Genomic DNA, 25,925 nt, shown 5'->3' on the forward strand with positions numbered 1-25,925 from the left:
AAATCAGTATTATACGCGCCACCACACAGCGGGTCGTTAGCTCAGTTGGTAGAGCAGTTGGCTTTTAACCAATTGGTCGTAGGTTCGAATCCCACACGACCCACCATATTTGGCGGTTTAGAAAATCCGGAAGGCCCACGAAAGTGAGGATTTCCGGGTTTTTTTTTGCCTGCAATTCGGGCACATGTTCCTTCACTGTCCACAGTTCTGACACAGGTCAGAATCATCTTTTGTATCCTCCGGATATTCTGTAGCCTTGCGCAGCTTCAACGTTGTCCGTGCCTGATACTACTCACTCTCCCGGCGGTACCCTCAAGCGGTCCGGAGCCGGGTGTATACTCGACTTTCGCGCGAAAGCGCCTGCAGGTCTTGCGAACATGACGCAGATTTCCGAACGCCTTCTGGTTCAAGCCCACCTCGATGCCAAACAGCCCAAACCGCTGACTGCCGAGGAAGAGGCCTACTACCGTTCCGCCATTGCCGCCGAGCTCAAGGCTCAGGACGCTGTGCTGGTGGCCCACTTTTATTGCGATCCGGTGATTCAGGCCCTGGCCGAAGAAACCGGCGGCTGTGTGTCCGACTCCCTGGAGATGGCTCGCTTCGGCAACGCCCACCCGGCCAAGACTGTAGTAGTCGCCGGTGTGAAGTTCATGGGCGAGACCGCGAAGATTCTCAATCCTGAAAAACGTGTGCTGATGCCAACCCTGGACGCGACGTGTTCGCTGGATCTGGGTTGCCCGGTCGACGAGTTTTCGGCGTTCTGCGATCAACATCCGGAGCGCACGGTGGTGGTTTATGCCAACACCTCCGCCGCCGTTAAGGCTCGGGCTGACTGGGTCGTGACGTCGAGTTGCGCGCTGGAGATCGTCGAAAGCCTGATGGACAACGGCGAGACCATCATTTGGGGGCCGGACAAGCACCTAGGCACCTACATCCAGCGCAAGACCGGCGCCGACATGCTGCTGTGGGACGGTGCCTGCATCGTTCACGAAGAGTTCAAGTCCAAGCAGCTCGAAGACATGAAAGCGTTGTACCCGGACGCAGCCATTCTGGTGCACCCGGAATCGCCGACGTCGGTGATCGAGCTGGCAGACGCCGTTGGCTCTACCAGCCAGTTAATTGCTGCTGCGCAGAGCCTGCCGAACAAGACGCTGATCGTCGCCACCGACCGGGGTATCTTCTATAAGATGCAGCAGCTATGCCCGGACAAGGTCTTCATTGAGGCGCCAACGGCCGGTAACGGCGCCGCGTGCCGCAGTTGCGCACATTGCCCTTGGATGGCCATGAACACCCTTGAGCGCACGCTCAGGAGCTTGAAGGAAGGGACGAACGAGATCTTTGTTGATCCGGCGCTGATTCCGCAGGCGATTCGGCCACTCAAACGCATGCTGGATTTCACCCAGGCAGCGCGGATGAAGCTGGCGGGTAACGCCTGAGATCTTTCTGCCACGCACAAAAACCAGTGGGAGCGGGCTTGTTCGCGAATGCGGTACCTCAGTCGACTCAGATAGAGACTGATGCACCGCTTTCGTGAGCAAGCCCGCTCCCACTTTGGTTTTCGGTCTTTGGAAATTATTTGTGCTTCTTGGGGATCCGGACGATGCGGGTATCGGAATAGATGTCGTGCCAGGTGCGCTTCTGCTTGTCGTACAGCGACCAGAAGAACCCAAGCCCCACGCACAGCCACGAAGCGATCGACACCATGAAGCGCAGCAGCGCCTGCCACAGGCTGATCGCGCTGCCGTCGGCGTTCTGCACACGAATCCCCCACACTTGCATACCCAGCGTCTGCCCGCCGTGGGTCCAGAACTTGGCGAAGAACGCGAACAGCACCAGCAGCAGTACCGTAGAGTAAAGCGGATCGCCATCCATTTTCCCGGCGTCGGTCAGCACGCGCAGGCGTTCTTCACCGATGATTGCCGCCTGGATCAGCTTGTAAACGAATCCGGTGACGATCAGCAAGGCAGTACACAGCAGGAAGTCATAGAACATCGCTGCCAGTCGACGGCCAAGGCCAACGGCAGGAAAGTCGCCCTGGGGAGTGAGCAGATGTTTCGACATGGCAGCCTCTGGACGCAAATGGAAGCGCCATTTTACGGATTCGCGCACACAAAAAAGCCCCTGATATCAATATCAGGGGCTTTTTCGTTACAGAAGATCAGGCTTCTGCTTGTACTTCGTCAGCCTGCATGCCTTTCTGGCCCTGCACAGCAACGAAAGTCACTTTCTGGCCTTCTTTCAGGCTTTTGAAGCCGTTGCCCTGAATGGCACGGAAATGCACGAACAGATCCGGACCGCTTTCTGGAGTGATAAAACCAAAACCTTTCTCGTCGTTAAACCACTTGACGGTACCGCTCTGACGTGTGGACATTTCTTATTTCCTTTGACGCAAAAAATTAATGACAGTCTCCTTCTCATGAAAGAGTACTGGGGCTGGTTGCAGGAGAGTAAGAAGACGTCGAACGGGATGTAGCTAACTTGTAGGCTACTGCCCAGGTCACGATTCCAAGCTGACCCATGCAAACACAGTGGGGAAACTCTACGCCAACTTCGGGAGAAAAAACAAGCCCTGTGAAGTGCCCGGTTTTGCTGAGCCTGCAGGAACTTAATCGGTTGGTTAGTACAGGCTTAGATGATGGGCTTGTTCAGTTGTTTTCGAACGTTATAAGCAACGTTCATATTCGAATCGATTGATAGATGGTGCACTGTTTTATGGCGATTGCGTTACACATTAGTGCACGCATAACGCAATCGCGTTACTTATAGAAACAGTCAATCAGCCGCGATAGTAGCGTTGTGGAACAAATGGCATTTTGCTTACAAGCATTTGCACCTTTTTCCCACGAACAATGGCCCAAACCGGTGTCTCAAGCGTGACATACGCGCTGTCGAGGTAACCCATCGCCAACGGCCCACCCAACGTCGGACCAAAGCCGCCACTGCAGACGCTGCCGATGATGTCGCCCGCCTCATTGACGATTTCTGCGCCTTCACGCACCGGGGTGCGTTCCTGCGGCAGCAGGCCGACGCGCTTGCGGGCGACGCCATTGTGTTGCTGTGCGAAAACGTTCGATGCCCCCGGGAAACCGCCGGCCCGCGCGCCATCGGCGCGACGTGGCTTGGAGATCGCCCACAGCAGGCTGGCTTCAATGGGTGTGGTTTCGGTGTTCATGTCGTGGCCGTACAGGCACAGGCCGGCTTCCAGGCGTAGCGAATCACGAGCGCCGAGGCCGATGGCCTGAACGTCCGGTTCAGCCAGCAAGGCGCGGGCGAGTTTTTCGGCATCGGCGGCCGGCACCGAGATTTCGAAACCGTCTTCACCGGTGTAACCCGAACGGCTGACAAAGCAGTCGACACCCAGCAGATTGACGCGGGCGAACTGCATAAAGGTCATGTGCGCCACTTGCGGAGCAAGGCGCGCCAGCACGGTAGCGGCCGCCGGACCTTGCAGGGCGAGCAGGGCGCGTTCTTCGAACAGCGCCGTAATGGTGCACTGATCGCCGATGTGTTTTTGCAGGTGAGCCAGATCCTGATCCTTGCACGCGGCGTTGACCACCAGGAACAACTCGTCGTTACCGAGGTTGGCCACCATCAGGTCATCGAGAATGCCGCCGTTGTCATTGGTGAGCATCGCGTAACGTTGCATGCCTACTGGCAGATCGATGATGTCTACAGGCACCAACGTTTCCAGGGCCTTGGCGGCATTGGCACCTGTCAGGCGAATCTGGCCCATGTGCGAGACGTCGAACAGTCCGGCCTGCTCGCGGGTGTGCTGGTGTTCCTTCATCACGCCCAGCGGGTATTGCACCGGCATGTCGTAGCCGGCGAATGGCACCATGCGTGCGCCGAGTTCGATGTGCAGAGCGTGCAGCGGGGTTTTCGACAGTTGTTCGGTAGACATCTTCAACTCCTGAAAAATGTGCAGCCGCCGATGCGCAAGCATCAGCATTCGATAATGTTGACCGCCAGACCGCCACGGGCGGTCTCCTTGTATTTGCTTTTCATGTCGGCGCCGGTCTGGCGCATGGTGCGGATGACCTTGTCGAGCGAGACGAAATGCTGTCCGTCGCCACGCATGGCCATGCGCACTGCGTTGATCGCTTTCACCGAGCCCATGGCGTTGCGCTCGATGCACGGCACCTGCACCAGCCCGCCAATCGGGTCGCAGGTCAGGCCGAGGTTGTGTTCCATGCCGATTTCCGCGGCGTTCTCGACTTGCTGCACGCTGCCGCCCAGCACTTCGCACAACGCGCCGGCCGCCATTGAGCAGGCCACGCCGACCTCGCCCTGACAGCCGACTTCGGCGCCTGAGATCGAAGCGTTTTCCTTGTACAGAATGCCAATGGCCGCCGCGGTCAGCAGAAAACGCACCACACCGTCTTCATTGGCGCCGGCAATAAAGCGCATGTAGTAATGCAGCACAGCCGGAATGATCCCCGCCGCACCGTTGGTGGGTGCCGTTACCACGCGTCCGCCATTGGCGTTTTCTTCATTGACCGCCAGCGCATAAAGGTTGACCCAGTCGAGCACTGACAATGGATCGCGCAACGCTGATTCCGGGTTCTTGCACAGTTGCCGATGCAGCGCCGCCGCGCGCCGTTTGACCTTCAAACCACCGGGCAAAATCCCTTCGTTGCGGCAACCCGCCGTCACGCAGTCCTGCATCACTTGCCAGATGTTCAGCAGGCCAGCGCGGGTTTGCGCTTCCGGGCGCCAGGCGCTCTCGTTGGTCAGCATCACCTGGCTGATCGACAGACCATAGGTGCTGCAATGACCGAGCAGGTCCTTGGCGCTTTTGAACGGGAAGGTCAGCGGTGTGGCGTCTTCGACGATGCGATCGGCACCTGCGGCGTCTTCATCGACGACAAAACCCCCACCGACCGAGTAGTACTCGCGGCTGCGGATCTGGATGCCCGCCGTGTCGAACGCACGGAAGATCATGCCGTTAGGGTGATAGGCCAGCGGCTTGCGGATCATCGCCAGGTGTTCTTTCTCGTTGAACGCGATGCTGTGTTCACCGAGCAGATTCAGGCGAGCGTTGCTGCGGATTTCTTGCAGGCGGGCGGCGACGGTTTCGGTGTCGACGGTGTCCGGGTGTTCACCCTCAAGGCCGAGTAACACGGCCTTGTCACTGCCGTGGCCTTTGCCGGTGGCGCCGAGCGAGCCGTACAGCTCGACGCGCACGCTGGCGGTGGCAGTCAGCAGGTTATCCCGACGCAGCCCTTCAGCGAAGCGCGCAGCGGCGCGCATCGGGCCGACAGTGTGGGAGCTGGAGGGGCCGATGCCAATCTTGAACAGGTCGAACACGCTTAACGACATGAGTGGTTCTCCGGTTTCTTGTTATAGGAATTGGCGAAATATCAGGTTTGTAGCATTGCCTGTGGGAGCGGGCTTGCTCGCGAATTCGGTGGGTCATTCAATACAAATGTGACTGATTCACCGCATTCGCGAGCAAGCCCACTCCCACATTGGATCTGTGGTGTTGTTGAGAGTGGGGGCAAATAAATGCCCCCACACAGGTTTAAGCGTAGCTTTCGATCGACGGGCAGGCACAGATCAGGTTGCGGTCGCCAAACACGTTGTCGACGCGACCGACTGGCGGCCAGTATTTGCCTTCGATCAACGACGCCACCGGGTACACCGCTTGCTCGCGGCTGTACGGGTGAGTCCACTCGCCAACCAGTTCGGCTGCGGTGTGCGGCGCGTTCTTCAGCGGGTTGTCGTCCTTGTCCAGGGTGCCGTTTTCCACCGCGCGGATTTCTTCGCGGATGCGGATCATGGCGTCGCAGAAGCGGTCCAGTTCTTCTTTGGATTCGCTTTCGGTCGGCTCGATCATCAGCGTGCCGGCAACCGGGAACGACATGGTCGGGGCGTGGAAGCCGAAGTCGATCAGGCGCTTGGCGACGTCATCGACGCTGATGCCGCTGCTGTCTTTCAACGGGCGCAGATCAAGGATGCATTCGTGCGCCACCAGACCGTTGCTGCCGGTGTACAGCACTGGGTAGTGCTCTTCGAGGCGACGGGAAATGTAGTTGGCGTTGAGGATCGCCAGTTGCGAAGCGCGCTTGAGACCCGCGCCGCCCATCATGCGAATGTACATCCAGGTGATCGGCAGAATGCTCGCGCTGCCGAACGGTGCTGCGCAGACCGCGCCTTCCTTGCGCTCCATCTGGGCGTGGCCCGGCAGGAACGGCGTCAGGTGCGACTTGACGCCAATCGGGCCGACGCCCGGGCCGCCACCGCCGTGGGGGATGCAGAAGGTTTTGTGCAGGTTCAGGTGCGAAACGTCGCCGCCGAACTTGCCTGGCGCGCAGAGGCCGACCATGGCGTTCATGTTGGCGCCGTCGATGTACACCTGACCGCCGTTGTCATGAATGATCCCGCAGATTTCGCGGATGCCTTCTTCGAACACGCCGTGGGTCGACGGGTAGGTGATCATCAGCGCGGCGAGGTGTTCGCGGTGCTCGATGGCCTTGGCGCGCAAGTCTTCGATATCGACGTTGCCACGGGCATCGCACGCGGTCACCACCACGCGCATGCCGGCCATGTTGGCGGTGGCCGGGTTGGTGCCGTGGGCGGACGAGGGGATCAGGCAGATGTCGCGGCGCTCGTCGCCACGGCTCTGGTGATAAGCGCGGATCGCCAGCAGGCCAGCGTATTCACCTTGCGAACCGGCGTTCGGTTGCAGCGAGATCGAGTCGTAACCGGTGGCGGCGCAGAGCATCGCTTCCAGCTCAAAGGTCAGTTGCTGATAACCGGCGCTTTGTGCGGCTGGCGCGAACGGGTGCAGGGCGCCGAACTCGGCCCAGGTCACCGGGATCATTTCGCTGGCGGCGTTGAGTTTCATGGTGCACGAGCCCAGCGGGATCATGGTGCGATCCAGTGCCAGGTCCTTGTCCGCCAGTTTGCGCAGGTAGCGCATCAGCTCGGTTTCCGAGTGATAGCGGTTGAACACCGGGTGGCTGAGGATCGGCGACAGGCGTACCAGTGCAGCAGGAATGGTGCTTTGAACCGAAGCGGCAAGAGCAGCGAAGTCCGGCAGGGTCTTGCCGTCGGCGAACAGTCCCCACAGGGTTTCGATGTCAGCCGACGTGGTGGTTTCGTCGACCGACAGACCGATACGCTGAGCATCGACGACGCGCAGGTTGATCTGCTGGGCGTGAGCCTTGTCGTGCAGCGCGGCGGTTAGCGCGCCAGTGGCCAGAGTCAGGGTGTCGAAGAAGCTTTCCTGCTCGACCTTCTGGCCCAGCGCGGTCAGACCCTTGGCGAGGATCGCGGTCAGGTGATGCACGCGGTTGGCTATCTGGGTCAGGCCTTTCGGGCCGTGGTAGACGGCGTACATGCTGGCGATGTTGGCCAGCAGCACTTGCGCGGTGCAGATGTTGGAGGTGGCCTTCTCGCGACGGATGTGTTGCTCGCGGGTCTGCATCGCCAGACGCAGCGCTGGCTTGCCGAAACGGTCAACCGACACACCGACCAGACGGCCCGGCATGTCGCGCTTGTACGCATCTTTCGTCGAGAAGTAAGCCGCGTGCGGGCCACCGAAGCCCAGCGGCACGCCGAAACGTTGAGCGCTGCCGATCGCAACGTCAGCGCCGAACTCGCCTGGAGCGGTCAGCAGGGTCAGGGCCAGCAGGTCGGCCGCCACGGCCACCAACGCGTTGGCCGCGTGGAAGCGTTCGGTCAGTTCGCGGTAATCGAACACATCACCGTTGCTGGCCGGGTATTGCAGCAGCGCACCGAAGAATGGGGTGACGTCGGTCAGTTCACGCTCATCGCCCACCACCACGTCGATGCCCAGCGGCTCGGCACGGGTGCGCAGCACGTCGAGGGTTTGCGGGTGGCTGTGGATCGAGGCGAAGAAAGCGTGGCTGCCCTTGTTCTTGCTCAGGCGTTTGCAGAACGTCATGGCTTCGGCAGCGGCGGTGGCTTCGTCGAGCAGCGAGGCGTTGGCGATCGGCAGGCCGGTGAGGTCGCTGATCAGGGTCTGGAAGTTCAGCAGCGCTTCGAGACGGCCCTGGGAAATTTCTGGCTGGTATGGGGTGTAAGCGGTGTACCAGGCCGGGTTTTCCAGCAGGTTACGCAGGATCGGCGACGGCGTGTGGCAGTTGTAGTAGCCCTGGCCGATGTAGGTTTTGAACAACTGGTTTTTGCCGGCGATGGATTTGATCATCGCCAGGGCGTCGGCTTCGCTCAGGCCGTCGTCCATGCCGAGCACGCTGGTGCCCTTGATGCTTTCCGGGATGACGCTGGCGCTCAGGGCTTCAAGCGAATCGAAGCCGAGGCTGTTGAGCATGGCTTGTTCGTCACCGGCGCGCGGGCCAATGTGACGGGCGATGAATTCGTTGGCGGTGCCAAGGTTTACTTGAGTCATGTCGATTGTCCTCAGGCTTCGGCTTGGGCTTTGATCAGGCGGTCGTAGGCGTCTTGATCGAGCAGTTTGGCGACGGCCGAAGCATCGGCTGGCTGGAAGCGGAAGAACCAGCCTTCGCCCAGCGGATCTTCGTTGACCAGCTCAGGGCTGTCTTCCAGCGCTGGGTTGGTGGCCAGGACTTCACCGTCGAGGGGCATGTACACGCCACTGGCGGCTTTCACTGACTCCACGGTGGCGGCTTCAGCGCCTTTTTCGTAAGTCTGCAGCTCAGGCAGTTGCACGAACACCACGTCGCCCAGGGCGTTCTGCGCAAAAGCCGTGATGCCGACAGTGACGCTGCCGTCGGCTTCAGTGCGCAGCCATTCGTGATCTTCAGTAAAACGCAACTCGCTCATGGAAACTCCTCAGGGGGCCAGACTCGTCTGGTGGACGCGGTGGAAGGCTGGGGCGGTAAAGCCCTTATTGATGAAGGGTTCGTTAGCAAGAACGCGGCCAATGTTGATTTATCGTTATAAATCAATTTCTTGAACGTTTTGTGTTGATTGAGTGATGGTGCGTCTGTAGCGAAATCGCTACAGCGTAGGGCAAGGAAAAAAGCTTAACGGGATCAAAGCCTTGCACAGCGGCGATCGGAGGAGGGTGTAGCGATATCGTTCCGCTGTAGCGCTTTCAGTACAGATGCAGGTCGTTTTTGAGCGGATTTTAAAATCCGGAGCATTACTCCTGTGGGAGCGGGCTTGCTCGCGAAGACGCTGGATCAGGTGAAATCTATGGCGACTGACACGACGCCTTCGCGAGCAATCCCGCTCCCACAGGGTTGATCGAGCAAGGCTTAAAGTTTGTTGGGGATGCCGTACTTGCGCAGTCGATGGGCGATGGCCGTGTGCGAGGTTTGCAGGCGACTGGCCAGTTGGCGGGTCGAGGGGTAGCTGACGTAGAGTTTTTCCAGCAGCGATTTCTCGAAGGCTTCGACCGCTTGTTCGAGGCTGTCGACGTCGCTGTCGGTCTGACGCGCGACCGAGGTCCCGGCGATGTCGAGGTCGCCGATATCCACCAGACTGCTTTCGCAAATCGCGGCGGCGCGGAAAATCACGTTCTGCAACTGGCGGACATTGCCCGGCCAACGGTTGCCGAGCAGCGCCGGGTAAGTACCGGGGGCGAGGCGACAGACCGGGCGCTGAATCTGCGCACACGCCTGCTGCATGAAATAACGCGCCAGCAACAGAATGTCCTGACCGCGCTCTCGCAGCGGCGGCACTTCGACGTTAAGCACGTTGAGGCGATAGAACAGGTCTTCGCGAAACAGCCCCTCGCTGACCATTTTTTCCAGATCGCGGTGGGTGGCGCTGAGGATGCGTACGTTGACCTTCACCTCGCGATCACCGCCGACCCGGCGGAAGCTGCCGTCATTCAGGAAACGCAGCAGTTTTGCCTGCAAGTACGGCGACATCTCGCCGATCTCGTCGAGGAACACCGTGCCCTGGTTGGCCAGTTCCATCAGCCCCGGTTTGCCACCGCGTGCCGCGCCAGTAAAGGCACCAGGGGCGTAGCCGAACAGTTCGCTTTCGGCGAGGTTTTCCGGCAGGGCCGCGCAGTTGAGTGCGAGAAACGGCGCGCTGTGCCGCGCACTGATGGCGTGGCAGGCGCGGGCCACCAGCTCTTTGCCGGTGCCGGTTTCGCCCTGGATCAGCAACGGCGCATCAAGGGCGGCAACGCGCTGTGCGCGAGCCTTGAGGGTGCGGATTGCCGGGGATTCGCCAAGCAACGCGTCGAACCCTTCGGCGTGGTCGTGGTGCAGCGCCGAGAGCTGTTCGCCGATGCGGTTGGGTTGATACAGGGTGAGCAGGGCGCCGGCGTCAGTGATCGGTGTGGCGTCGAGTAATAGCGTCTGGCCGTTGACGGTGATCTCGCGCAGCGGCAGGCGGAAGCCGTTTTCGAGCAACGTGTCGAGCAGGCCCGGATCGCTGAACAGCTCAGCGACAGTTTCACCGGCCGGTTCGCGACCGTACAACGCAATCAATGCCGGGTTGGCCAGCAGCACCTTGCCGGCGCTGTCGAGGGCCAGCACCGGGTCAGTCATCGCCGCGAGCAGCGCATCAAGCTGCAAGTGCCGACGCTGGCCCGGGAGGATGTCGACCACTTTCACCGCTTGCACACCGTGCACGCTGAACAGCGCGTCACGCAGTTCTTCCAGCACCTCAGGGCTCAACGTCGGGGCGTCGATGTAGACGTTCGGCGGGATCATTTCCACCGCATCCAGATTGAGATTGCGCCCGCCGAGCAGGGCCAGGACTTCCTGGGTGATGCCGACGCGGTCGATGAAGCTGACGTGGATACGCATGGGGCGGTTCAGTGTTCTGCAATGCGGAGGGTGGCAAGTATGCCTTGGGGCGGGGCAATGGTGAAATCGGCGGCGATTTTCCGGTCGATCTGGTTGCCCTGTGGGAGCGGGCCTGCTCGCGAATGCCGTGGCTCAGCCACATTGATATCGCCGGACACGACGTCGTCGCGCGCGAGCCCTCTCCCACAGGGACGCCGGGTTATTCGAGGTGTTCGGGCTTCACCGGATCCCCGGATTTCATATTCAACTGCGCCCGAACATCTTCAAACATCGCGTCGTAGTGCTTGTGCACCGAGCCAATGCTGGCATGCGTCTTGGGAATCCCGTACTTCTCGGCAATTCTGGTCATGTTTCTGGCGAAGTTGTAAGCCTGATCCTTGGGCAGGAAGAACGTCTCTTTCATGTCCTTGCCCTGAATGCTGCCGTGCATCGTGAACTGCATTCCTTTGCCCTCTTTGGGATCGGTGAACACTTCGTAGTCAAGGCACAGGTCGTAGCTGACATCGTCCTTGTTCAGCGCGTGCCGTTCGATGTGCAGATGACCGGGTACAAACTGGGCCATGGATCTCTCCTTTCAAGGCATGGGAGAAGGGCAGACCTTACGCCTGCCCCCGGAGTTTCTGATTATCGATAAGTGATACCGGGTTTCGCTGTGCTGACTCGCGTACCCGCATTGCCCTGGACAATCGCTTCGATGTCCGCCAGCGAGCCGATTACGGCGACCTTGCCAGTATGGCGGGCGAATTCGCAGGCTGCCTGTACCTTGGGCCCCATGGAGCCGGCGGCAAAGCCCAGGCGCTCCAGTTCGTCCGGATGCGCTTGGGCGATGGCTTTCTGGCTGGGTTTGCCGAAGTCGATGAACGTGGCGTTGACGTCGGTGGCGATCACCAGCAAATCCGCGTCCAGTTGTTCGGCCAACAGCGAGGAGCATAGATCCTTGTCGATCACCGCCTCGATGCCCTTGAGTTTGCGGTGTTCGTCATAGAGGGTCGGGATGCCGCCACCACCGGCGCAAATCACGATGCTGCCCTTTTCCAGCAGCCACTTGATCGGGCGGATCTCGAAGATGCGTTTGGGCCGAGGACTGGCCACTACACGGCGGTATTTATCGCCGTCCGGCGCAATCGCCCAGCCTTTTTCAGCGGCGAGTTTTTCCGCTTCAGCCTTGTCGTAAACCGGGCCGATGGGTTTGCTCGGGTTCTGGAACGCCGGGTCGTTGGCGTCGACTTCGACTTGGGTCAGCAGGGTGGCGAACGGCACTTCGAAGTCCAGCAGATTGCCGAGTTCCTGTTCGATGATGTAGCCGATCATGCCTTCGGTTTCGGCACCGAGCACGTCCAGCGGGTACGGGCTGACGGAGGTATAGGCCGCCGCTTGCAACGACAGCAGGCCGACTTGCGGGCCATTGCCGTGGGCGATGACCAGTTGATTTCCGGGATGGATCCTGGCGATTTGTTCGGCGGCGACGCGGATGTTGGCGCGCTGATTGTCAGCGGTCATCGGCTCGCCACGGCGAAGCAGGGCGTTACCGCCCAACGCTACGACGATACGCATGGTGCAGTCCTTCTCAGACAGAGGAATGGCAAACGACTCGATCTTGCTGTCGGAACCGGGCCCTTGTGGGAGGGGGCTTGCTCTCGAAGGCGGTGTGTCAGGCTCCATCAATGTCGCCTGATATCGCCCCTTCGCGAGCAAGCCCGCTCCCACATTTACAGCCGGTTTCTTCAGTGAGAGCGGGCCGGGTCTTAGAGATCAGCCAGCGTCGACACCAGAATCGCCTTGATGGTGTGCATGCGGTTTTCCGCTTGCTCGAAGGCGATGTTGGCCGGGGATTCGAAGACGTCTTCGGTCACTTCAACGCCATTGGCCAGGTGCGGATAGCGCGCGGCGATGTCTTTACCGACCTTGGTTTCGCTGTTGTGAAACGCCGGCAGGCAGTGCATGAATTTCACGCGCGGGTTGCCGGAGGCTTTCATCATTTGGGGGTTGACCTGGTACGGCAGCAGTTGCTCGATGCGCTCGTCCCAGGCGTCCACCGGCTCACCCATCGACACCCAGATGTCGGTGTGGATGAAGTCGACGCCCTTGACCGCTTCTTTCGGGTCTTCGGTGATGGTGATGCGTGCGCCGCTTTCTTCGGCGAACGCCATGCACTGGGCGATGAAGTCAGCGTGCGGCCACAGCGCTTTCGGCGCGGCGATACGCACGTCCATGCCAAGCTTGGCGCCGATCATCAACAGCGAATTACCCATGTTGTAGCGAGCGTCGCCGAGGTAGGCGTAGCTGATCTCGTGCATTGGCTTGTCGCTGTGTTCACGCATGGTCAGCGCGTCGGCGATCATTTGCGTCGGGTGGAATTCGGCGGTCAAACCATTGAACACCGGCACACCGGCAAACTTGGCCAGCTCTTCGACGATTTCCTGCTCAAAACCACGGTATTCGATGGCGTCGAACATTCGGCCGAGAACGCGGGCGGTGTCTTTCATGCTCTCTTTGTGGCCGATCTGCGACGACACCGGATCGATGTAGGTGACGTGGGCACCCTGGTCGTGGGCCGCGACTTCGAATGCGCAACGGGTGCGGGTCGAGGTTTTTTCGAAGATCAGCGCGATGTTCTTGCCTTGCAGGTGTGGACGCTCGGTGCCGGTGTACTTGGCACGTTTGAGGTCGCGGGACAGGTCGATCAGGTAGTTGATCTCGCGAGTGGTGTGGTGCATCAAACTCAGCAAGCTGCGGTTGCGCATATTAAAAGCCATGATGGATCTCCTTGCCCGACACTGTGAAAGCGACTGCAGGCTGTGCGCCTTCGCCTTTTCTTTCCTGCGCTCGCTACGCGTTCACAGCGTCGGGTCGTCATTAGTCAAAAAATTAATAGTCGATCGGGTCGCGGATGATCGGGCAGGTCATGCAGTGGCCGCCGCCACGACCACGGCCCAGTTCCCCGGCACTGATGGTGATGACCTCAACGCCCGCCTTGCGCAGCAGGGTGTTGGTGTAGGTGTTGCGGTCATAGCCGATGACCACGCCCGGCTCCACGGCTACCACGTTGTTGCCGTCATCCCATTGCTCGCGTTCGGCGGCGAAGCTGTTGCCGCCGGTTTCCACCACACGTAGCGCTTTGAGGTTGAGGGCTTTGGCCACGGTGTCGAGGAAGCTCGATTCTTCGCGGCGGATATCGATGCCGCCCTGTTTGCTTTCGTCAGGTCGCAGAGTGAACGCCACGATCTGGTTGACCACTTCCGGGAATATCGTCACCAGGTCGCGGTCGCAGAAGCTGAACACGGTGTCCAGGTGCATCGCTGCGCGGGACTTCGGCAGGCCGGCCACGATGACTTTCTCCACGGCTTTGTTCTTGAACAGGTTCAGCGCCAGTTGGCCGATGGCCTGGCGAGAAGAACGCTCGCCCATGCCGATCAGAACGACACCGTTGCCGATCGGCATGACGTCGCCGCCTTCAAGGGTCGCGCTGCCGTGATCCTTGTCCGGGTCGCCGTACCAGATCTCGAAATCGGCGTTGGTGAATTGCGGGTGGAATTTGTAGATGGCGGTGGCCAGCAGGGTTTCCTGACGACGCGCCGGCCAGTACATCGGGTTCAGCGTCACGCCACCGTAGATCCAGCATGTGGTGTCGCGGGTGAACTGGGTGTTGGGCAGCGGCGGCAGAATGAAGCTGGAGTGGCCGAGGAAGTCGCGGAACATCTGAATGGTCTTGCCACCGAAGCTGTCCGGCAGGTCATCAGCGGAGACGCCGCCGATCAGGTATTGGGCAATGTGCCGTGGTTCGAGGCTGTGCAGCCAGGACTTCACTTCGCTGATCAGGCCCAGGCCCACCGAATCGGCGGTGACCTTGCGGTCGAGGATCCAGTCCAGTGCCTCAGGGATGGCGACGATATCGGTCAGCAGGTTGTGCATTTCCAGCACGTCGATCTCGCGTTCACGCATCTTGGTGACGAAGTCGAAGTGGTCGCGTTTGGCCTGGGCGACCCACAGCACGTCGTCGAACAGCAGTTCATCGCAGTTGTTCGGGGTCAGCCGCTGATGGGCCAGACCTGGGGAGCAAACCATGACTTTGCGCAGTTTGCCGGCTTCGGAATGGACGCCGTACTTAACTTTTTCCGTGGTCATTTCAGTGATCCTCCAGATAACAAATCAATCAGGTGCTACAGAGTCAGGAAGCCGTCATACAAGCCGTAGGCTGCCACCAGGGCACCGACGACCACAGCGGCGAAAATCAGCTTCTCGACGTTCGTGAAAACAGGTTGTTTGAGTTCCAGTTTGGCCTTGGCGAACAGGATCGCGCCCGGGGCGTAGAGCAGGGCCGAGAGCAGCAGGTACTTGATCCCGCCGGCATACAGCAGCCAGACCGCATAGATCACGGCGATCGCGCCGATGATCAGATCCTTGCGCCGTTCGGCGGCGAAGCCTTGGTAGGTTTCGCCGCGCACCGCCAGCAGCAGGGCATACGCCGCCGACCACAGGTAGGGCACCAGAATCATCGACGTGGCGAGGTAGATCAGCGACAGGTAAGTGCTGGCCGAGAACAGGGTGATGATCAGGAAAACCTGCACCATCGCGTTGGTCAGCCACAAGGCGTTGACCGGGACGTGGTTGGCGTTTTCCTTGCGCAGGAACGCCGGCATGGTGTGGTCTTTGGCGGCGGCGAACATGATCTCTGCGCACAGCAGCACCCACGACAGCAGCGCCCCCAGCAGCGAGATGATCAGGCCGACGCTGATCAGCACTGCACCCCAGTGACCGACCACATGTTCAAGCACGGCGGCCATCGACGGGTTCTGCAGTTTGGCCAGTTCCGGCTGAGTCATGATGCCCAGCGACAGCACGTTCACCAGCACCAGAAACAGCAGCACGGTGATGAAGCCGATCACGGTGGCCTTACCGACGTCGGAACGTTTTTCCGCCCGCGCCGAGAAGATGCTCGCGCCTTCGATGCCGATGAACACCCACACGGTGACCAGCATCATGTTGCGCACCTGGTTCATCACGCTGCCCAGATCAGGGTTTTTCACGCCCCAAATGTCAGCAGTGAAGATGTCCAGTTTGAACGCGAAGACGGCGATCAATACAAACAGCAGCAGTGGCACCACCTTGGCGACGGTGGTCACCAGGTTGATGAACGCCGCTTCCTTGATCCCGCGCAGCACCAGAAAGTGCACCGCCCACAGCAGCACGGACGCGCCGATCACCGCGGCGACGGTATTGCCCTCGCCAAACACCGGAAAAAAGTAACCGAGCGTGCTGAACAGCAAAACAAAGTAGCCGACGTTACCCAGCCAAGCGCTGATCCAGTAACCCCAGGCCGACGAGAACCCCATGTAATCGCCGAATCCGGCCTTGGCGTAGGCGTACACGCCACCGTCCAGGTCAGGCTTGCGATTGGCGAGGGTTTGGAAAACAAAAGCGAGGGTGAGCATGCCGACAGCGGTAATGGCCCAACCGATCAGCACCGCACCGACGTCGGCACTGGCGGCCATGTTTTGTGGCAAAGAGAATATCCCGCCACCGATCATTGATCCGACTACCAAGGCAACCAATGCGCCTAATCGTAGTTTTCCGGGAGTTTCAGACATTGCATGACTCCATTGCAGGAGAGAAGAGATCACAGCGTAGTTCTGTTATCTGTTCAAACTGCTGACGTGGATCAGTTGAAGGTCACATTTCATTGTTAATGAATGACTTATGAAATGACTGATGGCATAAAGCTTTCGCCGGAAAGTCCCGTTCCAGAGGCTTTCGATCAATATGATTGAGAATTGTCCTTGTTTCTTTGGAGCTATGACGCTAGTTCTTTTTCAGGGTTTGGCAAATTTCAGCATCTGTTTTCAGTACAGAATCGAATAATCCGGATCAGCGCGTAGAAAGTGCACGGCCGTTTTCTATAAAAGGCGCTAATCGGTGTTATTCAATAAACGTAATTGCGCTTTACCCGTTTAGTTAAATAGCGACTATGTGATGAGTGAGCGGCCACCGTCGATCCGGGAAAAAGGAAGATTGAAATGTCGCAACCGACGCAAAAGCTGCAACTGGGGGCGTTGATCGCCCTGGTGGTGGGTTCGATGATTGGCGGGGGAATTTTTTCCCTGCCGCAGAACATGGCGGCGCACGCCGATGCCGGGGCGATTCTGATCGGCTGGGGGATCACCGCGATCGGCATGTTGACCCTGGCGTTCGTGTTCCAGACCCTGGCCAATCGCAAGCCCGAACTGGACTCAGGCGTTTATGCCTATGCCAAGGCCGGATTTGGCGACTACATGGGGTTTTCCTCGGCGTGGGGTTACTGGATCAGCGCGTGGCTGGGCAACGTCGGTTATTTCGTTCTGCTGTTCAGCACCCTCGGCTACTTCTTTCCGGTGTTCGGCCAGGGCAACACGCCCATCGCTATCGGCTGCGCGTCGGTGCTGCTGTGGGGCGTGCATTTTCTGGTGCTGCGCGGGATCAAGGAGGCGACGTTCATCAATCAGGTGACCACGGTGGCCAAGATTGTGCCGCTGATCCTGTTCATCGTCATCGCCGCCCTGGCGTTCAAGGCTGACATCTTCACCCGTGATATCTGGGGCCACAGCAATCCGAGTTTCGGCGGGGTGATGGATCAGGTACGCAACATGATGCTGGTGACGGTGTTCGTGTTCATCGGCATCGAGGGCGCCAGCGTGTACTCGGCGCGGGCGCAGAAACGCAGCGACGTTGGCCGTGCCACGGTGATCGGTTTCATCGGTGTGCTGGCGCTGCTGGTGCTGGTCAACGTGTTGTCGCTGGGGATCATGAGCCAGCCGGAACTGGCGACCCTGCAGAATCCGTCACTGGCGGCGGTGCTGGAACACATCGTCGGGCCGTGGGGCGCGTTGCTGATCAGCATTGGCCTGGCGGTCTCGTTGCTGGGCGCATTGCTGTCGTGGGCGTTGCTCTGTGCCGAAATTCTTTTCGCCACGGCCCGGGACAAGACCATGCCGGCGTTCCTGAAAAAGGAAAACGCCAACCATGTACCGGTCAATGCGTTGTGGCTGACCAACGTGATGATCCAGATTTTCCTGTTGATCACGCTGTTTTCGGCCGGCACCTACACCCGTCTGATTTATCTGGCGTCGTCGATGATTCTGGTGCCGTACCTGTGGTCGGCCGCCTACGCCGTGCTGTTGAGCGGACGCGGCGAAACCTACGAACACGCCTCGGCCGAGCGCACCAAGGACCTGCTGATCGGTGGCATCGCCCTGTGTTATGCGGTGTGGTTGTTGTACGCCGGCGGGGTGAAATATCTGCTGCTGTCGGCGCTGTTGTATGCGCCGGGGGTGATCCTGTTTGCCAAGGCCAAGCATGAACAGGGCGAGCCGCTGTTCACCCCTGTCGAGAAGGGGATTTTCACCTGCGTGATCATTGGCGCGGGGCTGGCGGCTTACGGTTTGTACAGCGGGGTGCTGTCGTTGTGAGGCTGACGAGCCGCACAGATTGACCCTGAATCGCAGGTGTCGGTGCGGCCGTCTTCTCGAGCAAGCCCGCACACACACTCAATCGCGTTCCGTCAGAAGAAACTCGGTCAAATGTGGGCGCGGGCTTGCTCGCGAAGGGGCCCGAAAGTTCATCGCCACTGCGCTTGATGCGAACCCAGTTCGGTGGCCGGCAACGCCCACTGCAGCGGTGTGCCGCTGATCTTCACCGGCACTTGCACGCGATGCGCCGGCCCCCACGGGGTCTGTTCCACGAGCAGGCCCTTATCCTGATCATCTTCGGCGCGTAGCGCTTCATCGGTGCCCCGTCCATGCTCGATCAACAGCTTCGCCGTACGCGCCAGCGACAACCGTGCCGATCCTGCGCGACCACTGCGCAACCGTTCGCTGAGCAAGGTGATCGTACTCGCCGCCATCAGATAACCGGTCGCGTGATCCAGCGCCTGCACCGGTAAAGGCGTCGGTTTGTCTGCGTGCTGCCAGCGCTGTCCCGCCTCGGCGATGCCGCTGCTCATTTGCACCAGGCTGTCAAAGCCGCGGCGGTTGTGCCACGGGCCGCTCCAGCCATAGGCATTGAGGCCGACGTCGATCAGCCCCGGCGCCAGTTGCCGCCGCCGCTCAACGCCAAACCCAAGGTTCTCCAACGCATCGGCGCGGTAGCCGTGCAGCAGAATGTCGGCGTCCTGCAATAACGTCTCGAACACCGCGCGATCCGCCGGCACCTGCAAATCCAGGCGGGCGCAGCGCTTGCCGAGCGTCACCTCCGGCACAACCCCGGGTTCGTTCCAGGTCGGTGGATCAATACGCAGCACGTCGGCGCCGAGACCGGCGAGGAACCGGCTGGCGGTCGGGCCGGCGAGTACGCGGGTCAGGTCCAGAACCTTGATCCCGGCCAACGGTTGCGCCACCGAGCCCTGCCAGGTTTTGCCGCATGGGTGCTGATCGCAGATGAAATGGACGAGCGGCTCGGCATTCACCGCCAACCCTTGCGGATGCTGTTGCCACTGCGCCCAGTTGCGCATCTGCGCGGCACAGCCCTTGGCGTCAACGACTGCTTGCTCCAGATCCTGGCTGTTCCATTGCGCGACTTTTGCGGCCATCGCTGCACGATCGGCACAGATACCCAGCACGCTCTCAGCGGCAGCACGATGATGCGGGGCGTTGGTGTGCAGGCGAATCCAGCCGTCCCGGGTGGCATAGTCACCGGCGATGGGGTCCCACAGCGGCGGCACTTGCCAGCCAATCGGGCGCAGCGAGGTGGCGAACCAGAACGAGGCTAACCGGCGGTCGACTTCAACGGCCGGCAAACGGCCCGTCTGTTGATTGAGCAATTGGCTGATGGCCTGCCCGGCAACGGCAATGCTGGCGCAGGCCAGGTCGGTCACGGCGAACGCCGAGGGCAGGGCGCCACTGGCGGTGAAGGCAATCGGCGTGTGCGGCAGGCCGAGTGCGGCTTGAATGGACGTGAGTAAATCAGTCATCGAAGGCCCTCCGGAGCGAGAGGGCGATGATAGTGCAAAACGTTGTCTGGTCAGATGAAAGTGCTGACGGATGAACGCTGACCCTGTGGGAGCGGGCAAGCCCGTTCCCACAGGTGGCCGTGGCGATGTTCAGACGCGGAACTGATCCATCAACTTCATCTGCTGGCTGGCCAGGGCATTGAGCTGGCTGCTGATTGCCGCCGATTCAGTGGCTTGCTCGGTCAAGGTTTCAGTCACCGTACGGATCGCCGAAACGTTGCGATTGACCTCTTCGGCCACGGCGCTTTGCTGTTCGGCGGCGCTGGCGATTTGCAGGTTCATGTCGCTGATCACGGTCACCGCATCGCTGATCTTGCCCAGCGCATCCACAGCCTGACGAATCTGCCCGGCGTTGTTGTGCGCCTGGGTCTGGCTTGAATGCATGGTCGCGACCACGCCACGGGTGCCGGTCTGGATGCGTTCGATGACCACGCGAATTTCTTCCACCGAGTCCTGGGTACGTTTGGCCAGGTTGCGCACCTCGTCTGCCACCACCGCAAAGCCGCGACCGCTCTCACCGGCGCGGGCCGCTTCGATGGCCGCGTTAAGGGCCAGCAGGTTGGTCTGTTCGGCGATGCTGCGGATCACTTCCAGCACCGAGCCGATCTGCTCGCTGTTGACCGCCAACTCCTCGACTTCGGTCACCGCTTTGCTGACTTCGTCGGCCAGTTGGCTGATATCGCGGGTGCTGCGTTCGATGATCGACATACCGTCCTTCGCCGACTGGTCGGCTCCTTTCGCCGCATTGGCCGCGTTCGAGGCACTGTTGGCAACATCGTGGGCGGTGGCGCTCATTTCGTTGGACGCGGTGGCGACCTGGTCGATTTCGCGGAACTGCACCTGCATGCCTTCACTGGTCTGGCGGGCAATTTCCGAGGACTGATCAGCGGTGCCACGGGCTTCGGTGATGCTCTGCTTGATCTGGGCTATGGTCGGTTGCAGTTTGTCGAGGAAACGGTTGAACCAGTTCACCAGCTCGCCCAGTTCATCCTTCTTGGTGTAGTCCAGACGTTGAGTCAGATCGCCTTCGCCGCTGGCAATGTTTTTCAGCATCTGGGCGACGCTGTTGATCGGGCGGGTGACGCCCGAAGCGGTGAGCCAGATCAGCAGCAGGCCGATCACGCCGGCCACAACGGCCACCAACAGCGCCGTGATCATGCCGGTTGTGTGCGCCTCATCCAGCACTGCTTGCAGCTTGACCGCGTCGGCCAGCAACACTTGTTTGGGCAGATCAATGACCACGCCCCAGGCCCGGGAGTTGCCGATCGGATCGACCGGATACACCGCACGGATCAGGCCGCCCTGTTCGAGAATCTTCGGTGTGCCGCTGCCGATCAGTTGCAGCACGTCTTTGCCATCGGCACCGAGGGTGTCGATGATCGTCTTGCCGACCTTGGTGGCGTCGGCACTGTCGGCCCCCAGCACACCGCTGCCCGAGACAATCAGTATGTGCCCGGCGTTGTTGAACAAGTCACGCTGGGAGTCCACTGCGGCGGCCTGCAGGGCGTTGAGGGCGATGTCGACACCGACCACGCCGATGGCTTTGCCGTCGACGATCAAGGGCACGGAAATGGTCGTCATGAGCATTTCCTTGCCGCCGACAGTGTCGGCATAAGGGTCGAGCAGGCAGGTGCGCTTGTTGTCGCGGGGGCAGGTGTACCAACTGTTGTACGGCGTACCGCTGACACTCAGCGTGGTTTTGGTCATGTCTTCTTCGACCATGACCGTGTTCAGCGCCGAGCCGGCGGCGCGGCTCCAGTAACTGGCAAACCGTCCGGCTTCGTTGGATTGACGGGCGGCGTCATTGGCAAACTCGCCGTCCTTGCCGTCCAGCGCGTTGGGTTCGAATGCCAGCCAGATGCCGAGCACTTTGTCGTTGCGCTCGAAGGCCGTTTTCAGGCTCTGGTTCAACTCTTCACGCAGCGCGCCAGCCTCCAGTGAACGCTTGGCGGCCATCACGCGCATGTCCTTGATCTGGTCGGCCAGCGCCGTGATCACGGTCAGGCTTTCGCCGAAGGTTTTCTGCACACGCACCGCTTGCTCGGCGGCTTTGGCTTGCAGCAGGTTCTCCACGCTGGCGGTGAGCATCTTGCTGCTGGAGTGGCTGACCAGTTTGTCGTTCTGGTTGGTCTGGTAAATGTTCATGCCGACGATCAGCGCGACCACACCGAGCAGGCACAAACCAGAGAGCAGGACGATTTTCAGGCGAATGGAAAGAGAGTCGAACATGGGCGTTCTCGCGAATGAATGAGCGGTTGGCCACGGCGGGAGTGACCCTGATCGCCAAATCCATTCAGCGCCTTTCAATGCACATCGGCGCGAGGCGGGGGCGCATGAGGGCAGTGTCGACGAACGGTCATCGTTAAACGTTTGCGCAGGAGAATGTGCCGAAAAAAGGCTTGATTACAGGGAAGTTTCAGCGTGGTGACGGGGTGGTTTCCGGTCGCGACCAGATCCACAGGTTGCCCAGGCTCATCCCGGCAATGGCCAGATAGACCGGCCAGCCGTGATCGAGCAGCACCAGCATCAACGTCGCACACAGCAGCATGCTGATCGTGGCGCTGACCTTGGCCTTGCGCGCAATGATCTTGCCGTTGCGCCAATTGCTCAGGATCGGTCCGAACAGCCGATGGTTCTCCAGCCAGGCGCTCAGGCGCGGCGAACTGCGGGTCGCCGCCCAGGCCGCGAGCAGGATGAACTCGGTGGTCGGCAGGCCGGGCACGACGATGGCGATCAGGCCGATGCCGAGGCTGACATAGGCCAAGAGGCCGAACAGCAGGCGGGCGAGTTTGGAGGAGGCGGGTGGCGGCATGGGCTCAGCGCGTGGTTTATGAAGCTGGATCGGGATCTTACAGGCTTATGCAACTCCCAGAGGGGAAGTGTCAGGCCATTTCTGCTTCAGTCGCATAAGCCCGTTCCAGCAGCACGGTGAAGCGGTTAAAGGCGTCGATTGCGCCTTGCTCCACGTCGGCCTCTTGCTCTGCGGTGAACACCAATGAGTCGAGGGTTTTGACGAAACGCTTCCAGCCTTCGGCGCGTCCACCTTGCGGTTCACCCAAGTGACGGGCACCAAAGGTTTCGCTCAATTGCAGCGCCTCGGCGCGTTTGATCAAAAACGCCGCGCCGAGTTTGGAACCTTCGCAGACGAAGAGCCAGCCCAGGGCGCGGGCCTTGCTTGGATTTTTCAGCGCGCCGGCCACTGGGGCCGGCACGTCGGTGTGCAGATCCGCCAGGTCAGCCTTGGCCGCTTCGGCGCGGCACCGAGCCGGCAAGTCAGCCATGATCGCGGTCAGTTCGGCATCGTTGTACAGCTCAACCAGTTCCGACTGGAACAGGTACTGCGCAACGACAAAACGGGCGAAGTTGGCGCGGGTTTCGAACGGTGCGTGGGCTTTGACCAGCGCGTCGAGCTTGGTGTGCGGTGCGTGAGTGATCTGGTTCAGGCGTTGCGAACGCAGGGCTTTTCCCGAAGGGGTCATGAGTTGTCCTTGATAGAAGAGGCGCTTGATAACGAGACGAACGGGCCAGCGCTGGCGCGTAAAAAAACTCACGGCGCGGTGCGTGTACACGCGCCGTGAGGTCGGCCGGGTCAGATGTCCCAGATCAGATTGATCGCGAAGTTGCGGCCCGGTTGGGTCAGTCGATCAAGGTTGGCCGGTTGCGTTACCGAGGCTTCGCCGACGCTGTCGTAACCGCGCACGTCATCCCACAGCCAGTATTTCTTGTCGGTCAGGTTGTAAATGCCGCCGCTGACGGTGACGTCGTTGGTGACTTTGTAGAACCCGGTCAGATCCAGAATGCCGAAGCCCGGCGACTTGAACTGGCTGCTGACGCCATCCGGCGATTTGAAGTTGCTGTCGTCGACACGATCCTTTTTCTTCACCACGGTCCAGCTCAGCAGGCCGCCGTAGTGGTCCTGGTCGTAACCCAGGCCGAACACGCCGGTCAGCGGGTTGACGCTGTTGAGCGGTTCGCCGTTGTCGTTGTTGCGACCATAGGCATAGGCAATCGAGCCTTGGGTGTACAGGCCTTGTGGGGCGCCAAACGAGTCCAGGTTCAGACGGCCTTTGACTTCCGCCCCCTTGATGGTCGCGTGCTTGATGTTGTTGCTCTGGAAGGTCAACGCGTCGTCGCCCGGCTTGACCGCGTCTTCATTAATGAAGTCGCGGTACTTGTTGTAGAACACCGCCACGTCGAACGAGCCGGATTCGAAATTGCCGCGCAGACCGGTTTCATAGCTTTTGCTTTTTTCCGGCTCAAGGCCCGGATTCGGCGCCACGGTGTAACCGGTGGTGTTGTTCTCGAAGCGACCGTACAGCGCTTTCGCGGTGGGTGTGCGCAAGCCCTCGGCGTACTGACCGTACCAGGTGTAGTGCTCGTTAAAGGCGTAGGTCAGGCCGAATTTGGGCGAGACCTTATGCCAGGTCTTGTTCTTGTCGCTGACCGTCCCCTGGCGATCGGCGTTTACGGTATTGAGGAATTGCTCGGTGATGTGCGGCTTGAGCTCGGTGTAGTCGTAGCGCAGGCCCGGCAGGAAGGTCCAGTCGTTCCAGCTGATCTGATCCTGAGCAAACACGCTGTAGGTGTTGATGGTCGGGTCCGGGAAGTCGCTGGCCTTCTTCAGTACGTCAGCGGCACTGGTCGCTCCGATTGCGCTGCAGCCACGCCCCACGGCCAGGCACTTGCCGTCGCCGCTGCGTGAGCCGGTGACTTTCTGTTGCTTGAGGGTGGTGCCGTAGGTCAGGACGTGATCGGTCTCACCGAGGGCGAAAGCCTTGTCCAGTTGCGCATCGAACACCCACTGCTTTTCCTCGTAGATCGTGTCGCGAGTACGCAGCACTTTGCGGGTCATCGGGTAGTAATACTCTTCGGTGCGCTGGTCAGTCTTGGCGATCTGGTGGTTCAGGCTCCACTTCACGTTGTCGACCAGCAGGCTGTCGAGGGCGAAGCTGTGTTCGATGCCGAAACGCTCGCGAGTGATCGTGTCGTTGCCGGTGCGCCACTGGTACATGCCGCCGGGCAGCAGGCTGTCGGGGATGGTCGGGGCGCCATTGAAGTACGGGCCGCCGTAGGCGCTTTTCTGATCGGTGTCGCGGTCGTCCTTGTACTTTTCGTAGGTCAGGCCCAAGCGCGAATCTTCGTTGTAGTTCCAGCCGATCTTGGCCAGTACGTTGCTTGCCTTGACGTCTTCCGGGTTGGCGGCGGTGCGCTCAAGGCCTGTGCCGTGGTTGCTGCCGTAGGCATCGATTTCATGGCCGTCACGCTGGCTGTAATGCAGCAAACCGTCGAACTGATCGGCACGGCCGGCTACGGTGGCGGACTTCAACCAGCTCTCATCGGCCGAGCTGTAACCGGTTTTAAGGCGGGCGCCGACGTCTTTGCCAGGCTTGATGATGTCGTCCGCATCGAGGGTGTAATAGCTGACCGCGCCGCCGATGGCGTTGCTGCCGTACAGCACCGAGGCCGGGCCACGGAGGATCTCGACGCGTTTGACGATTTCCGGGTCGACGTAGTTGCGTTGGGTCTTGGCGTACGGGCCGTTGAAGAACCCGTCCGGTACTTCGACACCGTCAACCTGAGTCAGGATGCGGTCGCCATCGATGCCGCGGATGTTGTAACCGCTGATGCCGCCACGCTGGCCGGCGCCGCCGACGGAGACGCCCGGCTCATAGCGCACCAGATCCTTGAGGGTGTTGACGTTGTTGTGATCCAGTTCTTCACGGGTGTGCACACTGACGGTGGCCGGCACGCTCTTGACCGATTGTTCCTGACGGGTGGCGCTGATGGTCACTTGATCCAGATTCAGTGCGCCGCTGGTACGGCGCATCTCCAGCACGACGTTGTTGTTGCTCAACGTGCGAAAGCTCAGGTTGGTCCCCACCAACAGGCGCTCCAGGGCTTTTTCCGGTGACAGCGAGCCACGCACGCCCGGCGACGACACGCCCTGAGCCAATTCTGCCGGCAGGCCGACTTGCCAACCCGTGACGGCGGTGAAGGCATTCAGTGCCGACACCAGCGGTTGCTGGCCAATCGAGAACGAGTAATCACCCATGTTGCGTGTCGGTTGCTCGGTGGCAGCCATGAGCGGTGCGGTGCCGGCCATGAGGATGGCAGCGGTCAGCAGCGACAACACGCGGGAAGGGGAAGCAGTCTGGCGGGTAAGGCGAGAGGACATCGATAGCGCTCCGTGTCGCACGAATCTTTATAGGTGCTGATTGGCGTCCGAAGAT

19 protein-coding genes, 1 tRNA gene and 1 pseudogene are annotated in these 25,925 nt (G+C 60.3%); 3 read left to right on the forward strand and 18 right to left on the reverse strand.

What is annotated here, in order from left to right:
- Window positions 1–30: 30 nt before the first annotated feature.
- A tRNA-Lys gene (locus AACY11_RS17095) sits at window positions 31–106 on the forward strand.
- A 271-nt stretch (window positions 107–377) separates the two neighbouring features.
- Window positions 378–1,436, forward strand: a complete 1,059-nt coding sequence (gene nadA / locus AACY11_RS17100) for a quinolinate synthase NadA (RefSeq protein ID WP_201228252.1) — start codon at window positions 378–380, stop codon at window positions 1,434–1,436.
- A gap of 136 nt (window positions 1,437–1,572) precedes the next feature.
- On the opposite strand, the gene AACY11_RS17105 is transcribed toward nadA, so the two are convergent.
- The 12 genes from AACY11_RS17105 to arcD (AACY11_RS17160) all read right to left on the reverse strand — a co-directional run bounded on the left by AACY11_RS17105 (window position 1,573) and on the right by arcD (AACY11_RS17160) (window position 16,303).
- Entirely contained in the window at window positions 1,573–2,061 is a 489-nt protein-coding gene (locus tag AACY11_RS17105; protein WP_339465249.1) for an RDD family protein, read from the reverse strand.
- Between the two features lie 97 nt (window positions 2,062–2,158).
- On the reverse strand, window positions 2,159–2,371 hold the full coding sequence (locus tag AACY11_RS17110) for a cold-shock protein (protein WP_003227496.1): 213 nt from the start codon (window positions 2,369–2,371) through the stop codon (window positions 2,159–2,161).
- A gap of 405 nt (window positions 2,372–2,776) precedes the next feature.
- On the reverse strand, window positions 2,777–3,901 hold the full coding sequence (gene gcvT, locus AACY11_RS17115; protein ID WP_339495390.1) for a glycine cleavage system aminomethyltransferase GcvT: 1,125 nt from the start codon (window positions 3,899–3,901) through the stop codon (window positions 2,777–2,779).
- Between the two features lie 41 nt (window positions 3,902–3,942).
- Complete coding sequence (locus AACY11_RS17120; protein WP_339495391.1) at window positions 3,943–5,319, reverse strand: L-serine ammonia-lyase; 1,377 nt, start codon at window positions 5,317–5,319, stop codon at window positions 3,943–3,945.
- A 202-nt stretch (window positions 5,320–5,521) separates the two neighbouring features.
- Window positions 5,522–8,374, reverse strand: a complete 2,853-nt coding sequence (gcvP, locus tag AACY11_RS17125; protein ID WP_339430968.1) for an aminomethyl-transferring glycine dehydrogenase — start codon at window positions 8,372–8,374, stop codon at window positions 5,522–5,524.
- A gap of 11 nt (window positions 8,375–8,385) precedes the next feature.
- Window positions 8,386–8,769: a glycine cleavage system protein GcvH gene (gene gcvH, locus AACY11_RS17130; protein WP_339430967.1), complete on the reverse strand. Its 384-nt coding sequence runs from the start codon at window positions 8,767–8,769 to the stop codon at window positions 8,386–8,388.
- Between the two features lie 437 nt (window positions 8,770–9,206).
- Window positions 9,207–10,715: a sigma-54-dependent transcriptional regulator gene (locus AACY11_RS17135; RefSeq protein WP_339430966.1), complete on the reverse strand. Its 1,509-nt coding sequence runs from the start codon at window positions 10,713–10,715 to the stop codon at window positions 9,207–9,209.
- 199 nt (window positions 10,716–10,914) lie between these two features.
- The gene (locus AACY11_RS17140) at window positions 10,915–11,277 is read right to left on the reverse strand and encodes a DUF5064 family protein (RefSeq protein ID WP_339495392.1); all 363 of its coding nucleotides are present in this window, start codon (window positions 11,275–11,277) and stop codon (window positions 10,915–10,917) included.
- A gap of 62 nt (window positions 11,278–11,339) precedes the next feature.
- Window positions 11,340–12,269 carry a carbamate kinase gene (gene arcC, locus AACY11_RS17145; protein WP_339430964.1) on the reverse strand — a complete coding sequence of 310 codons (930 nt, stop codon included), beginning with the start codon at window positions 12,267–12,269 and terminating at the stop codon, window positions 11,340–11,342.
- Window positions 12,270–12,460: 191 nt separating this feature from the next.
- Window positions 12,461–13,471 carry an ornithine carbamoyltransferase gene (locus AACY11_RS17150; RefSeq protein ID WP_339430963.1) on the reverse strand — a complete coding sequence of 337 codons (1,011 nt, stop codon included), beginning with the start codon at window positions 13,469–13,471 and terminating at the stop codon, window positions 12,461–12,463.
- A gap of 112 nt (window positions 13,472–13,583) precedes the next feature.
- Window positions 13,584–14,840, reverse strand: coding sequence for an arginine deiminase (gene arcA / locus AACY11_RS17155; protein WP_339465252.1), 1,257 nt, complete (start codon window positions 14,838–14,840; stop codon window positions 13,584–13,586).
- Window positions 14,841–14,875: 35 nt separating this feature from the next.
- A complete protein-coding gene (gene arcD, locus AACY11_RS17160; RefSeq protein WP_339495393.1) occupies window positions 14,876–16,303 on the reverse strand; it encodes an arginine-ornithine antiporter in 1,428 nt (475 codons plus the stop codon).
- Window positions 16,304–16,729: 426 nt separating this feature from the next.
- Here arcD (AACY11_RS17160) and arcD (AACY11_RS17165) point away from each other — a divergent pair, with 426 nt between their 5' ends.
- Window positions 16,730–18,157 (forward strand): arginine-ornithine antiporter, encoded by a 1,428-nt coding sequence (arcD, locus tag AACY11_RS17165; RefSeq protein WP_339430960.1) that lies wholly within the window; start codon window positions 16,730–16,732, stop codon window positions 18,155–18,157.
- A gap of 149 nt (window positions 18,158–18,306) precedes the next feature.
- On the opposite strand, the gene AACY11_RS17170 is transcribed toward arcD (AACY11_RS17165), so the two are convergent.
- The 6 genes and pseudogenes from AACY11_RS17170 to AACY11_RS17190 all read right to left on the reverse strand — a co-directional run bounded on the left by AACY11_RS17170 (window position 18,307) and on the right by AACY11_RS17190 (window position 25,870).
- On the reverse strand, window positions 18,307–19,656 hold the full coding sequence (locus tag AACY11_RS17170) for a CoA transferase (protein ID WP_339430959.1): 1,350 nt from the start codon (window positions 19,654–19,656) through the stop codon (window positions 18,307–18,309).
- A 129-nt stretch (window positions 19,657–19,785) separates the two neighbouring features.
- Window positions 19,786–20,541 carry a methyl-accepting chemotaxis protein gene (locus AACY11_RS28445; RefSeq protein WP_401159821.1) on the reverse strand — a complete coding sequence of 252 codons (756 nt, stop codon included), beginning with the start codon at window positions 20,539–20,541 and terminating at the stop codon, window positions 19,786–19,788.
- A 102-nt stretch (window positions 20,542–20,643) separates the two neighbouring features.
- Window positions 20,644–21,924, reverse strand: a pseudogene (locus tag AACY11_RS28450) (PDC sensor domain-containing protein); the annotation flags it as partial.
- 187 nt (window positions 21,925–22,111) lie between these two features.
- Window positions 22,112–22,507: a YbaN family protein gene (locus AACY11_RS17180; protein WP_339430957.1), complete on the reverse strand. Its 396-nt coding sequence runs from the start codon at window positions 22,505–22,507 to the stop codon at window positions 22,112–22,114.
- Window positions 22,508–22,577: 70 nt separating this feature from the next.
- On the reverse strand, window positions 22,578–23,174 hold the full coding sequence (locus tag AACY11_RS17185) for a biliverdin-producing heme oxygenase (RefSeq protein ID WP_339495395.1): 597 nt from the start codon (window positions 23,172–23,174) through the stop codon (window positions 22,578–22,580).
- 110 nt (window positions 23,175–23,284) lie between these two features.
- Complete coding sequence (locus AACY11_RS17190; RefSeq protein WP_339495396.1) at window positions 23,285–25,870, reverse strand: TonB-dependent receptor; 2,586 nt, start codon at window positions 25,868–25,870, stop codon at window positions 23,285–23,287.
- Window positions 25,871–25,925 lie beyond the last annotated feature (55 nt).

The organism is Pseudomonas sp. RA_105y_Pfl2_P56 (assembly GCF_963970845.1).
Taxonomy (GTDB): domain Bacteria; phylum Pseudomonadota; class Gammaproteobacteria; order Pseudomonadales; family Pseudomonadaceae; genus Aquipseudomonas; species Aquipseudomonas baetica_A.